At 45.0% G+C, this 14,230-nt stretch carries 12 protein-coding genes; 10 read left to right on the top strand and 2 right to left on the bottom strand.

Annotated elements, in window-relative coordinates; genetic code table 11:
• Nucleotides 1-93 precede the first annotated feature (93 nt).
• From pruA to bacF, 10 genes are all read left to right on the top strand, one after another.
• A complete protein-coding gene (gene pruA / locus NST22_RS19760; RefSeq protein WP_003243454.1) occupies nt 94-1,641 on the top strand; it encodes an L-glutamate gamma-semialdehyde dehydrogenase in 1,548 nt (515 codons plus the stop codon).
• Nucleotides 1,642-1,714: 73 nt separating this feature from the next.
• Nucleotides 1,715-3,415: a M20/M25/M40 family metallo-hydrolase gene (locus NST22_RS19755; RefSeq protein WP_003227487.1), complete on the top strand. Its 1,701-nt coding sequence runs from the start codon at nt 1,715-1,717 to the stop codon at nt 3,413-3,415.
• On the top strand, nt 3,415-4,827 hold the full coding sequence (locus NST22_RS19750; protein WP_003244348.1) for an amino acid permease: 1,413 nt from the start codon (nt 3,415-3,417) through the stop codon (nt 4,825-4,827). Before NST22_RS19755 ends, NST22_RS19750 begins: the two co-directional genes overlap by 1 nt.
• A gap of 209 nt (nt 4,828-5,036) precedes the next feature.
• A complete protein-coding gene (locus NST22_RS19745; protein WP_003242790.1) occupies nt 5,037-6,275 on the top strand; it encodes an MFS transporter in 1,239 nt (412 codons plus the stop codon).
• Nucleotides 6,276-6,426: 151 nt separating this feature from the next.
• On the top strand, nt 6,427-7,041 hold the full coding sequence (bacA, locus tag NST22_RS19740; RefSeq protein WP_009968341.1) for a prephenate decarboxylase: 615 nt from the start codon (nt 6,427-6,429) through the stop codon (nt 7,039-7,041).
• On the top strand, nt 7,031-7,738 hold the full coding sequence (gene bacB / locus NST22_RS19735) for a 3-((4R)-4-hydroxycyclohexa-1,5-dien-1-yl)-2-oxopropanoate isomerase (protein WP_003244300.1): 708 nt from the start codon (nt 7,031-7,033) through the stop codon (nt 7,736-7,738). The genes bacA and bacB overlap by 11 nt, the downstream gene beginning before the upstream one ends.
• A 2-nt stretch (nt 7,739-7,740) precedes the next feature.
• On the top strand, nt 7,741-8,502 hold the full coding sequence (gene bacC / locus NST22_RS19730; RefSeq protein ID WP_003243359.1) for a dihydroanticapsin 7-dehydrogenase: 762 nt from the start codon (nt 7,741-7,743) through the stop codon (nt 8,500-8,502).
• Between the two features lie 18 nt (nt 8,503-8,520).
• Nucleotides 8,521-9,939 carry an alanine--anticapsin ligase gene (gene bacD, locus NST22_RS19725; RefSeq protein ID WP_003242921.1) on the top strand — a complete coding sequence of 473 codons (1,419 nt, stop codon included), beginning with the start codon at nt 8,521-8,523 and terminating at the stop codon, nt 9,937-9,939.
• Entirely contained in the window at nt 9,936-11,120 is a 1,185-nt protein-coding gene (gene bacE, locus NST22_RS19720; RefSeq protein WP_003244502.1) for a bacilysin exporter BacE, read from the top strand. The genes bacD and bacE overlap by 4 nt, the downstream gene beginning before the upstream one ends.
• Nucleotides 11,121-12,320: a transaminase BacF gene (gene bacF / locus NST22_RS19715; RefSeq protein ID WP_003242568.1), complete on the top strand. Its 1,200-nt coding sequence runs from the start codon at nt 11,121-11,123 to the stop codon at nt 12,318-12,320.
• A gap of 14 nt (nt 12,321-12,334) precedes the next feature.
• Here bacF and bacG read toward each other — a convergent pair whose 3' ends face one another.
• Together bacG and hemQ are read right to left on the bottom strand one after the other, a co-directional pair.
• On the bottom strand, nt 12,335-13,114 hold the full coding sequence (bacG, locus tag NST22_RS19710; protein ID WP_003244095.1) for an NADPH-dependent reductase BacG: 780 nt from the start codon (nt 13,112-13,114) through the stop codon (nt 12,335-12,337).
• Nucleotides 13,115-13,246: 132 nt separating this feature from the next.
• A complete protein-coding gene (hemQ, locus tag NST22_RS19705; protein WP_003242896.1) occupies nt 13,247-14,011 on the bottom strand; it encodes a hydrogen peroxide-dependent heme synthase in 765 nt (254 codons plus the stop codon).
• Nucleotides 14,012-14,230: the final 219 nt, after the last annotated feature.

Genomic DNA, 14,230 nt, shown 5'->3' with positions numbered 1-14,230 from the left:
CAAGTTTTTTCAGCAAAAGACAAGAAAATGGCATGATTCTTGCATTTTTATTCATATGCGAAGATATATTTCATAACACGAGGGGGACTACATATGACAGTCACATACGCGCACGAACCATTTACCGATTTTACGGAAGCAAAGAATAAAACTGCATTTGGGGAGTCATTGGCCTTTGTAAACACTCAGCTCGGCAAGCATTATCCGCTTGTCATAAATGGAGAAAAAATTGAAACGGACCGCAAAATCATTTCTATTAACCCGGCAAATAAAGAAGAGATCATTGGGTACGCGTCTACAGCGGATCAAGAGCTTGCTGAAAAAGCGATGCAAGCCGCATTGCAGGCATTTGATTCCTGGAAAAAACAAAGACCGGAGCACCGCGCAAATATTCTCTTTAAGGCAGCGGCTATTTTGCGCAGAAGAAAGCATGAATTTTCAAGCTATCTTGTGAAGGAAGCAGGAAAACCGTGGAAGGAAGCAGATGCGGACACGGCTGAAGCGATAGACTTTTTAGAGTTCTACGCGCGCCAAATGTTAAAGCTCAAGGAAGGGGCTCCGGTGAAGAGCCGTGCTGGCGAGGTCAATCAATATCATTACGAAGCGCTTGGCGTCGGCATCGTCATTTCTCCATTTAACTTCCCGCTCGCGATTATGGCGGGAACAGCGGTGGCAGCGATTGTGACAGGAAATACGATTCTCTTAAAACCGGCTGACGCAGCCCCGGTAGTGGCAGCAAAATTTGTCGAGGTCATGGAGGAAGCGGGTCTGCCAAACGGCGTTCTGAATTACATTCCGGGAGATGGTGCGGAGATCGGTGATTTCTTAGTTGAGCATCCGAAGACACGGTTTGTCTCATTTACAGGTTCCCGTGCAGTCGGCTGCCGGATTTATGAGCGAGCTGCCAAAGTGCAGCCGGGCCAAAAATGGCTCAAACGGGTAATTGCAGAAATGGGCGGAAAAGACACAGTGCTTGTCGACAAGGACGCTGATCTTGACCTTGCTGCATCCTCTATCGTGTATTCAGCATTTGGATATTCAGGACAGAAGTGTTCTGCGGGCTCCCGCGCGGTCATTCATCAGGATGTGTATGATGAAGTGGTGGAAAAAGCTGTGGCGCTGACCAAAACGCTGACTGTCGGCAATCCAGAAGATCCTGATACGTATATGGGTCCCGTGATTCATGAAGCATCCTACAACAAAGTGATGAAATACATTGAAATCGGCAAATCTGAAGGCAAGCTATTGGCCGGCGGAGAAGGCGATGATTCAAAAGGCTACTTTATTCAGCCGACGATCTTTGCAGATGTTGATGAAAACGCCCGCTTGATGCAGGAAGAAATTTTCGGCCCGGTTGTTGCGATTTGCAAAGCGCGTGATTTCGATCATATGCTGGAGATTGCCAATAACACGGAATACGGATTAACAGGTGCGCTTCTGACGAAAAACCGTGCGCACATTGAACGGGCGCGCGAGGATTTCCATGTCGGAAACCTATATTTTAACAGAGGATGTACCGGAGCAATTGTCGGCTATCAGCCGTTCGGCGGTTTTAATATGTCAGGAACAGACTCAAAAGCAGGCGGTCCCGATTACTTAATTCTTCATATGCAAGCCAAAACAACGTCCGAAGCTTTTTGATTTGAGAGAAATAAAATCGTGCGATTCTTTAGCGGATCGCACGATTTCAACTTTTTGATCAGGAGGACAATTTATGCAGTATACAAAAATCAGTCACATGAATCCGGCTGAAAGAGTGGAGGCGCTGACAGCATCTCTGGTCAGCCTCAGCAGCGTGAACGGCACCGTTGGAGAAGGGACAAAAGCAGATTTCATCAAAGAAGTGATCACGAGCTATCCTTATTTTCAGGAAAACCCCAGTCATGTGTGGGAACAGGCCATTCCCAATGACCCATACAAACGCAAAAATATTTTTGCGTTTATTAAAGGACATGGAGAAAGCCGAAATACAGTCATTTACCATGCCCATCTGGATACAGTTGGAATTGAAGATTTCGGCCCTTTAAAGGATATCGCTTTTGATTGTGAGAAATTGGCCGAGTATTTCAGCCGCTATGAGTTCGATCAGGATGTTCAGCGGGATGCCAAATCAGGCGAGTGGATGTTCGGAAGAGGATCTGTCGATATGCAAAGCGGCATCGCCGTGCATTTAGCCAATCTCCTGCATTTTTCGGAGAACCTTGAGACGTTGCCGGGAAATGTATTGTTTATGGCCAATCCCGATGAGGAGAGCCAGCATTCGGGCATTCTCGCCAGCATTTCAGAGCTGAACCGGCTAAAAAAAGAAAAACAGCTTCACTATTTGGCTGCTATTAATACGGATTTTATTACCCCGCTTTACGATGGTGATCAGACAAGATATATCTATACCGGAGCCGCGGGAAAACTGTTGCCTTGCTTTTACATTTACGGGCGTGAAGTCCATGTTGGCGATACACTGGCAGGGATTGACCCAAATTTCATTTCATCTGAAATCACAAGCCGTCTCCACAATAACATCCATCTGGCAGAAAAGGTTGAAGGGGAGTTGGTTCTGCCCCCATCCTGTTTGTATCAGCGTGATAACAAGGAATCCTATAATGTGCAAACGGCTGTCAGCACCAGCTTGTATTTCAATTGTTTTATTTATGAAAGAACAGCAAAAGAAATGATGGATTTGCTTATTGAAGTCACTGAGGAAGCATGCCGGGAGACAGAACAAAAATTATCAGATTATTACGAAGAATATGTAAAAAGAGCCAACCTGCCAAAGAAACATTTATCATGGGGCATTCAAGTGTATAGCCTGGAGCAATACTTAGAAAAGCTGAGAAACCGGGGAATAGATCCCGAGCAGTGTATCGAGCAGACATTCAAAGCCAACGAGCACCTTGAACTTCGCATGAGATGCTTTCAGGCAATCGAAGAGCTTCAAAAGCTTGACCCCGATCAAGGCGCAAAAGTCATTCTATTTTACGCACCTCCTTACCTGCCGCATAACTATTTGAAAGAAGATAGCGCAAGAGATCAGCTTTTGCAGCATGTGATTAAAGAAGCGGCTGACAAAACCGCTGAATCGACAGGCGAAACATTTGTCTTCAAAAAGTTTTTCCCCTACTTGGCAGACGGCAGTTTTTTATCACTGCACGAAACCGATGGCGAAATTGATTCTTTTATCAGGAACTTCCCTGGGTGGAATATGATTGGGACCATTCCGTTCAAAGACATACGCAAGCTGAATATTCCATCCATTAATATGGGCGTGTACGGAAAAGACGGCCATAAATGGACAGAACGAGTCTATAAACCGTACACATTTCATGTATTGCCTCTCCTCATACAGCAAACCACCGTTCATCTTTTGCAAAGCTACCGGATGACCATCACGGCAAAAGAACCAAAGGGGGAAGGATGATGCAGAATCATAAAAATGAATTGCAGCGCAGCATGAAAAGCAGGCATTTGTTTATGATTGCTTTGGGAGGGGTGATTGGCACTGGGCTGTTTCTAGGCTCTGGCTTTACCATTAGCCAGGCGGGACCGCTCGGCGCCATTGCCGCGTATATCATCGGCGGATTTTTAATGTATCTCGTCATGCTTTGTTTAGGAGAATTGGCTGTTGCCATGCCGGTGGCCGGATCGTTTCAGGCCTACGCCACTAAATTTCTGGGACAGTCGACAGGCTTTATGATTGGCTGGCTGTATTGGTTCAGCTGGGCCAATACAGTAGGGTTAGAGCTGACGTCAGCAGGCATTTTGATGCAAAGGTGGCTGCCCTCCGTTCCGATCTGGATATGGTGCCTCGTGTTCGGCATCGTCATCTTTTTGATTAATGCGCTCTCTGTCAGAAGCTTTGCGGAAATGGAATTTTGGTTTTCAAGCATCAAAGTGGCGGCGATCATATTATTTATTGTGATTGGCGGAGCCGCTGTGTTTGGCTTGATTGACTTTAAAGGCGGACAGGAGACACCCTTTTTGTCTAACTTTATGACTGATAGAGGGCTTTTCCCTAATGGGGTGCTGGCCGTTATGTTTACGCTGGTCATGGTAAACTTCTCGTTCCAGGGAACGGAGCTTGTCGGCATTGCGGCAGGGGAAAGTGAAAGCCCGGAAAAAACACTGCCAAAGTCCATTCGAAATGTTATTTGGCGCACGCTGTTTTTCTTTGTGCTCGCTATGTTCGTCTTGGTTGCCATCCTTCCGTACAAAACGGCGGGGGTGATTGAAAGCCCGTTTGTAGCAGTACTCGATCAAATCGGCATCCCATTTTCGGCAGATATCATGAACTTTGTCATCTTAACGGCCATTTTATCTGTTGCTAATTCGGGATTGTATGCGGCGTCGCGTATGATGTGGTCACTTTCATCAAATCAAATGGGTCCCTCCTTTCTCACCAGACTGACAAAAAAAGGCGTGCCGATGAATGCCCTGCTGATTACGCTAGGCATTTCAGGCTGTTCGCTGCTGACAAGTGTCATGGCTGCAGAAACAGTGTATTTATGGTGTATCTCAATCTCGGGCATGGTGACAGTTGTCGCGTGGATGTCCATTTGTGCGTCGCAATTTTTCTTTCGCAGGCGTTTCCTGGCAGAAGGCGGAAATGTGAATGATCTGGAGTTCAGAACGCCGCTTTATCCGCTAGTCCCGATTCTCGGATTTTGTTTATATGGCTGCGTGTTGATCAGCCTTATTTTCATTCCGGATCAAAGAATTGGCTTATACTGCGGTGTGCCGATCATTATTTTCTGTTATGCATACTATCATCTAAGCATCAAAAAGCGTATAAATCATGAAACGATTGAAAAAAAGCAGACAGAGGCGCAATAGAAAAAGCTCTCCGGGAGGCCGGAGAGCTTTTTTTACGTGTTACATCCTCATGTATTTTTAGAATGAAATATAGAAATATATAATGGGATTTAAATGAAAATAATAAAACTTATAAATATTTCGTTCGAATTGTAAATAGAGAAAAAACAATGCTAAACTATAATACAACTTTATGATAAGAAGATTATGGAAGAGGTGTTTGAGAAAGAATGAACAGCAATCAAAACAATGACATCAAAACAAAACATCATTTTCCGTTATTGTTGGCACTGGCTTTAACGATGGGGGTATTTGCAGCCGGATCTGAAGAGCTTGTGATCTCACCGCTGCTGCCGGATTTAGCAAAAGCCTTCAGCTCAGATGTCAGCGTCCTTGCGTTATCTATCAGTATTTACGGCGTTATGATTTTTATCGGTGCGCCGCTTTTGGTTCCATTAGGCGATAAATACTCCAGAGAACTGAGCTTATTGGCCGGGCTTATGATTTTTATCATAGGAACGGTGATATGCGCTTTAGCTCAAAATATTTTTTTCTTCTTTTTAGGCCGGGCGCTTTCGGGATTGGCTGCGGGAGCGTTTGTTCCGACCGCTTACGCAGTTGTCGGTGATCGTGTTCCTTATACATACCGGGGCAAGGTGATGGGACTGATCGTTTCAAGCTGGTCGCTGGCGCTGATTTTCGGAGTGCCGCTCGGATCATTTATCGGCGGCGTCCTGCATTGGAGATGGACGTTTTGGATTTTCGCCCTGATGGGTGTTTTAGTTGTTCTGCTGATTCTCCTTGAAATGCGCCGCCATGCCCAACATAAAAACAGCGGCAAGGAAGAAATAGAAGAGCCCGCAGGAACATTCCGGGATGCGCTGAAAGTCCCTCGTGTACCTGTTTATATCACAATAACCTTTTGTAATATGATTGGTTTTTACGGTATGTATTCCTTTTTAGGCACCTATCTTCAGGACGTTTTTACCGGAGGAAACACGGCTGCGGGCTTATTTATCATGATTTATGGAATCGGGTTTTCCATGAGTGTGATTACAGGAAAGATAGCCGACCGCATCGGAAAAATGCGCTCCCTTTTGATTGCGCTGGGGGTCATCAGCGTTCTGCTGGCGTGTTTACCATATGCGCCGGCGTCTATGTTTCTGTTAATCGCCAGCCTATTTATTTGGGGATTAATGCAAAGTTTGACGGTGACGCTGCTCAGCACCATTTTGAGTGACTGCTCAGAGCGTCATCGAGGAAAAGTCATGGTGTTTTACAGTCTCGCCTCGAATCTGGCCGTGACATTAGGTTCTGCTTTAATGGGACCCGTATATGTGGCATACGGCTATGCAGCTGTCGGATTGATTTGCGCCGCCATCACAGTCCTCGGATTTGTGCTCAGTGTATTCGCATATAAAAAGTACGGCAAACTTGAGCAGAAGGCCGATCAGTCCTTATCTCAATAAACAAAGTTTCTAAATTCCTATAATTAAAAACCCTTTTTAAAGGGTTTTTTTGTTTGTATGGGAATAATTATCAATATTTTCAAAAAACATTGACAGTTCAATTTCCACTGGATAAAATTTACTTAAAATTTTAAAAGATTGGTTGGTGCTCATGATTATATTGGATAATAGCATTCAGACAAAAAAAAGAACTGATTCACTATCCAAACTCATTACAGTCAACACGCTCGGCCCTGAGGGGACAAGCAGTGAGTACGCAGCAAAGCATTTCATTTCCAATTTTACTCTTCTACAAGGGCTGAACAGTAAATTGTCCTTGCATGATACTTTTGAATCGTGCATCGAAAGGACGCTCCAAAGCCCGCTGGAATATACCATCGTCCCACATGCTTACGATGGCATTAAGCATTTCTACATGAGGCCGGATTTGCAGCTATTGCAGATCTTCAGGTGCGATACACCGATGTACGGCCTGGCTGTTCGTCCTGATTTTGAATTCAGAGACGATATGCTTGATACATCTGTTATTGTTTCACATCCTTCACCTATTAATTTAATAAAATATTTTACCCGCAAAGATGTTCGTTTCAAACTAGTCAATTCAACCAGTCAAGCCGCAAGAAAAGTAAAAGAAGGTTTGTATGACATTGCCTTAACCAATGAGCTTGCACGGCAAAAGTACGGGCTAACCTTTGTAAAAACATTCAAAAGCATTCCAATGAGCTGGTCATTATTTGGAAAAGGAGACGTTGATGATGAAAACTAAAGAAGATATGCAGGAGCTTTATTTCCCGACACCGAAATTAATTGAATGGGAAAACGGAGTGAGGCAGTATTCAACCGTACGAGGGGATACTGAAGTATTAATGTCTTACGTCCCGCCGCATACCAATGTTGAACCCCATCAGCATAAGGAGGTCCAAATCGGCATGGTCGTTTCTGGCGAGCTGATGATGACTGTCGGAGATGTGACAAGAAAAATGACAGCCTTGGAATCTGCCTATATCGCGCCGCCGCATGTGCCTCACGGGGCAAGAAACGACACAGACCAAGAAGTGATTGCTATTGATATCAAGCGGCTGAAAGCTGATGAAACATATACAAGTCCTGAGGACTACTTTTTGGATATTTTCAAAACAAGAGACCTGCTGCCGGGCATGGAAGTCACGTTCTTTGTTGAGGATTGGGTAGAAATTATGCTTGCCAAAATCCCTGGAAATGGCGGAGAAATGCCTTTCCATAAACATCGGAATGAACAAATAGGCATCTGCATCGGCGGCGGCTATGACATGACGGTCGAAGGCTGCACAGTCGAGATGAAATTCGGCACAGCCTATTTCTGTGAGCCTCGCGAAGATCATGGTGCCATCAACCGTTCAGAAAAAGAATCAAAATCGATTAATATCTTCTTCCCGCCGCGCTATAACAGGGCAAAAGCAAAAAAAATGAAGGCGGATGAATGATCATGAACCTCACCGATAAAACCGTCCTCATCACAGGAGGCGCATCAGGCATTGGTTATGCTGCGGTTCAGGCTTTTTTGGGCCAGCAGGCCAATGTGGTTGTGGCGGATATTGATGAAGCGCAAGGAGAAGCAATGGTACGAAAAGAAAATAATGACAGGCTGCACTTTGTGCAAACGGACATCACAGACGAAGCTGCCTGCCAGCACGCAGTTGAATCGGCGGTTCATACATTTGGCGGGCTCGATGTCTTGATTAATAATGCAGGCATCGAAATCGTGGCGCCTATTCACGAGATGGAGCTCAGCGATTGGAACAAGGTGCTGCAAGTCAATTTGACCGGCATGTTTTTAATGAGCAAACATGCACTCAAGCATATGCTGGCCGCCGGCAAGGGCAACATCATTAATACGTGCTCTGTCGGCGGACTCGTGGCATGGCCTGATATTCCTGCTTATAACGCCAGCAAAGGCGGGGTTTTGCAGCTGACTAAATCAATGGCCGTTGATTATGCGAAACATCAAATTCGGGTGAACTGCGTATGCCCGGGGATCATCGACACACCGCTGAATGAAAAATCATTCCTTGAAAATAATGAAGGCACACTTGAAGAGATTAAAAAAGAAAAAGCGAAGGTAAATCCGCTGCTGAGGCTTGGGAAACCTGAAGAAATCGCAAATGTGATGCTGTTTTTAGCCTCGGATTTATCAAGCTATATGACCGGAAGCGCCATCACCGCAGACGGAGGATACACCGCACAATAGAGAAGGAGTGTTTTACATATGGAGAGAAAAACAGTATTGGTCATCGCTGATCTTGGAGGCTGCCCGCCGCACATGTTTTATAAAAGCGCTGCTGAAAAATATAACCTGGTCAGCTTTATTCCAAGACCTTTTGCAATTACAGCCTCCCATGCAGCATTGATTGAAAAATACTCGGTCGCGGTCATAAAAGATAAAGACTATTTTAAGAGTTTAGCTGATTTTGAACACCCTGATTCCATTTATTGGGCGCATGAAGATCATAACAAGCCTGAGGAAGAGGTCGTCGAGCAAATCGTCAAGGTTGCCGAAATGTTTGGGGCGGATGCCATCACAACAAACAATGAATTATTCATTGCTCCGATGGCGAAAGCCTGTGAACGTCTGGGCTTGAGAGGTGCCGGCGTGCAGGCAGCCGAAAATGCCAGAGATAAAAATAAAATGAGGGACGCTTTTAATAAGGCCGGAGTCAAATCGATCAAAAACAAACGAGTCACAACTCTTGAAGATTTCCGTGCTGCTCTTGAAGAGATCGGCACACCTCTTATCTTAAAGCCTACATACTTAGCGAGTTCTATCGGTGTAACGCTGATTACGGACACTGAGACGGCAGAAGATGAATTTAACAGAGTCAATGACTATCTGAAATCAATTAACGTGCCAAAGGCGGTTACGTTTGAAGCGCCGTTTATCGCTGAAGAATTTTTACAGGGTGAGTACGGAGACTGGTATCAAACAGAAGGGTACTCCGACTATATCAGTATAGAAGGCATCATGGCTGACGGTGAGTATTTCCCGATCGCCATTCATGATAAAACGCCGCAAATCGGGTTTACAGAGACATCCCACATTACGCCGTCCATTCTGGATGAAGAGGCAAAAAAGAAAATTGTCGAAGCTGCCAAAAAGGCAAATGAAGGGCTTGGACTGCAAAATTGCGCAACACATACAGAGATCAAGCTAATGAAAAACAGAGAACCGGGTTTAATAGAGTCGGCAGCCAGATTTGCCGGCTGGAATATGATCCCCAATATTAAAAAGGTCTTTGGCCTTGATATGGCGCAATTATTATTAGATGTCCTCTGTTTCGGAAAAGACGCCGATCTGCCGGACGGATTATTGGATCAAGAGCCTTATTATGTTGCCGACTGCCATTTGTACCCGCAGCATTTCAAACAAAATGGCCAAATTCCTGAAACTGCTGAGGATTTGGTCATTGAAGCGATCGATATTCCGGACGGGCTTTTAAAAGGGGATACTGAAATCGTTTCTTTTTCGGCCGCAGCACCAGGCACTTCAGTTGATTTGACATTGTTTGAAGCTTTCAATTCCATTGCTGCATTTGAACTGAAAGGCAGTAATTCACAGGATGTGGCTGAATCAATCAGACAAATTCAGCAGCATGCGAAGCTGACGGCAAAGTATGTGCTGCCAGTATGAAACAGCTGAAACCCAACTCTAAATACTTGCTTTACGGGCAGGCGCTATCGTTCATGGGAGACTATTGTGTTCTCCCTGCCCTGCTCATTTTGTCTACATATTATCACGATTATTGGGTGACGTCCGGGGTCATCGTGGTCAGAAGCATTCCGATGGTGTTTCAGCCGTTTTTGGGTGTTCTGGTCGACCGGTTAGACAGAATTAAGATCATGCTGTGGACGGATATCATCAGAGGCATCATCTTTTTGGGGCTCACATTTCTTCCAAAAGGCGAGTATCCGCTGATTTTTCTGGCCCTGCTGTTTATTACTTATGGAAGCGGCGTGTTTTTTAATCCCGCCCGTCTCGCTGTCATGTCGTCCTTGGAATCAGATATTAAAAGCATCAACACGTTATTTGCAAAAGCGACAACCATCTCCATTATCGTCGGGGCGGCTGCCGGAGGGCTCTTTCTGTTAGGCGGATCTGTAGAGCTGGCTGTTGCCTTTAACGGTGTGACATACTTGGTTTCGGCATTTTTTATCAGCCGCATCAAGCTGCAATTTGTGCCGATTCAATCTGAAAACATTAAAGAGGCCTTTCAGTCTTTTAAGGAAGGACTCAAGGAAATCAAAACCAATTCATTCGTATTAAACGCCATGTTTACGATGATTACAATGGCTTTGCTGTGGGGAGTTGTGTACAGCTATTTTCCGATTGTCAGCCGCTTTCTGGGTGACGGGGAAATCGGCAACTTTATTCTCACGTTCTGCATCGGCTTCGGCGGCTTTATCGGAGCGGCGCTTGTCAGCAAATGGGGCTTTAACAACAATAGAGGCCTGACGTACTTTACCGTTTTATCCATTGTCTCGCTGGCGCTGTTTTTATTCACACCGATATTCGCTGTTTCTGTCATCGCGGCGATCCTCTTTTTCATCGCGATGGAATACGGGGAAGTGCTTGCAAAAGTGAAGGTTCAGGAAAATGCGGCAAACCAGATTCAAGGGCGCATTTTTTCAGTGGCCGAAGCGTCTATCGGATTATGCATTTCTATTGGTTCAATGTTCATTAACATCCTAAGCGCTCCGGTCATTATGGGGCTGATTGTCGTGATCGTATGCGGTTTGTTTTTGCATACGAAGCTCGTCAACAAATCGTTTTTGGAACGGGATAACAAAACGGAGCAAAAAGGAGTCTTTTAGATGGAAATAACACCGTCCGATGTCATCAAGACACTTCCAAGGCAGGAGTTTTCTCTCGTTTTTCAAAAGGTAAAGGAAATGGAAAAAACGGGAGCCCATATCATTAATCTCGGACAGGGGAACCCTGACCTTCCCACTCCGCCGCATATTGTCGAGGCTTTGCGGGAGGCTTCTCTGAATCCTTCGTTTCATGGATACGGCCCTTTCAGGGGCTATCCTTTTTTAAAGGAAGCGATCGCCGCTTTCTATAAAAGGGAATACGGAGTGACAATCAATCCTGAAACGGAAGTCGCGCTTTTCGGAGGCGGGAAAGCCGGATTGTATGTGCTGACACAATGCCTGCTCAATCCGGGAGACATCGCTTTAGTCCCGAATCCAGGCTATCCTGAATATTTATCAGGGATTACGATGGCGCGAGCTGAGCTTTACGAAATGCCGCTGTATGAAGAAAATGGCTATCTGCCGGATTTTGAAAAGATTGATCCAGCCGTGCTGGAAAAAGCGAAGCTTATGTTTTTAAACTATCCGAACAACCCCACTGGAGCTGTGGCTGATGCGGCTTTTTATGCAAAAGCTGCTGCTTTTGCGAAAGAGCATAACATCCATTTGATTCATGATTTTGCATACGGGGCGTTTGAATTCGATCAAAAACCGGCCAGCTTTCTTGAGGCAGAGGATGCCAAAACTGTCGGAGCAGAGCTTTATTCATTTTCAAAAACATTTAACATGGCCGGCTGGAGAATGGCGTTTGCGGTTGGGAACGAAAAAATCATTCAGGCCGTCAATGAATTTCAGGATCATGTATTTGTCGGCATGTTCGGCGGGCTGCAGCAGGCAGCGAGTGCGGCGCTTTCTGGAGATCCGGAGCATACGGAATCGTTGAAACGAATTTATAAGGAACGAATTGACTTTTTTACGGCGCTTTGTGAAAAGGAACTGGGCTGGAAGATGGAAAAGCCAAAAGGAACCTTTTACGTATGGGCTGAAATTCCGAATACGTTTGAGACATCTCACCAATTTTCCGATTACTTGCTGGAGCATGCCCATGTCGTAGTCACACCGGGCGAAATTTTTGGAAGCAACGGAAAAAGGCATGTCAGAATCTCAATGGTGTCGAAGCAGGAGGATCTGCGGGAATTTGTCACGCGGATTCAAAAGCTGAACCTGCCGTTCGGGTCATTACAAGAAACATCCCGCTAAAAAGCGGGATGTTTTTATATGCTTTTCATGCTGCCGCCGTCAGCGGAAATTTGCTGTCCCGTGATGTAGGAGGCTTCCTCAGAGGCAAGAAATGCGGCGAGCGCTGCGGTTTCTTCGGCTGATCCGACCCGTTTCATCGGAATCCCGGAAGCAATCTGTTCTTCTGCTTTCTGTTTGGATATGCTGTTCTTTTTCATCACATTTTCCACAAATTGATGATAACGGTCTGTAGCGATAAAACCAGGATTCAGACAGTTGACAGTAATGTTGTGAGGAGCAAGCTGGATGGAAATATTTTTACTGGCGTTAATTAAAGCGGCATTCATCATACTGTTTGTGAACATGTTGGCGCCGGGTTCTTTCCACAGATTTCCGACAATGTTGATGATTCTGCCAAACTCGTTTTGTTTCATCAGTGAGGAAGCACGCTTGATTGCGTCAATATAGGCAACGGTCTTTTGAGTGAACGTGGCCGTCATATCCTCTATATTGCAGTTATCAAATGTGTCAGGCGCGCCGCCCGGGATATTATTAATCAGAACATCAAGCCGTCCGCATTGAGATTCGATTTTCTGAAAAATGCCCGCTCTCGTATGCTGGTCAGACATATCGCCCGCAAGGACAATGACGCTCGCCTCAGGATGCTTGGCCAAAATGTCTTCTTTGACAGATTCAATATTATCCAAATTTCGCGAATTAATGACGAGGGAAAAGTGCTGGTCTGCTAATTTCAGAGCGATTGCTTTCCCGATCCCTTGACTGGCTCCCATAACAAATGCGGTTCGTTTTGACAAATAACTGCACCCCTTTGAAAAAAATGGATTATTATCTACATCGTAAGAAAAAACGAAGAAAATAGCAAATTTTATTTAAATTCTGATAAAGGAGAATTGAAAAACTCCCGCCGGATAGGGCGGGAGGGGATATTATACATATAAGAATTGAGGAAGTGTATCAAGCGAAAGGTGATTGCCGACAAAGAATGAACCAAATTCGCCATAGCGAGCGCTGACTTCGTCAAAACGCATTTCGTACACTAGCTTCTTGAATTGAAGGACATCATCGCTAAATAATGTAACGCCCCACTCGTAATCGTCAAAGCCGACAGAGCCGGTGATGATCTGTTTGACTTTGCCCGCATAGCTGCGGCCGATTAAACCGTGGCTTCTCATCAAGTTTCTGCGTTCTTCCATTGAAAGCATATACCAGTTGTCGTTGCCAGATCTTCTTTTATCCATTGGATAGAAGCATACATATTTAGATTCCGGCAGTTCAGGGTAAAGGCGAGCGCGCACATGCGGATTTTCATAAGGATCGCCGTCACCGCTTGCCAAGTAGTTGCTCAGCTCTACCACTGATACGTAGGAGTATGCCGGAATGGTGAACTCAGCAAGTCTTGATTTGTTGAATTCAAGCTCAATTTGATTTAATTCTTCCATTGTAGGACGAAGGATCATCAGCATAAAATCAGCTTTTTGGCCGACGATGCTGTAAAGAGTTTGCGATCCTTTTCCTTCTTTTTGGGCTACGCCCCATTTTTCAAGCAACCCGGTGAATTCATGTATGATAGATTGGCGCTCATCACTGGACAGAAGCTTCCAGGAAGCCCAATCCATTGTGCGGAAATCATGAAGCGCATACCAGCCGTCAAGCGTTTTTGCCGCTTCATTCGTCATTTGCTGTTCACTCATTTATCTTCACTCCCATTATCTTTTCATGATTGCCTTCACTATACCATAGTTTATCCGATTCTACTGTGGAGAAACCTTGAACATCCCTTCCGTATAACTCCATCAAAATAGAAGAACCTATAAGGGAAGATTGAGTCACTTAAATTAGTTAGAAAAATAAGATTTTTTTATGAAAGCGCTATAATGAAAGTTGGCTGTTTGAATTTGATTGGAAGAAGA

The sequence above is a fragment of the Bacillus sp. PS237 genome, from assembly GCF_037963345.1.
Classification (GTDB): Bacteria; Bacillota; Bacilli; order Bacillales; family Bacillaceae; genus Bacillus; species Bacillus subtilis.
This window is presented reverse-complemented; position numbering and strand designations above follow the sequence as displayed.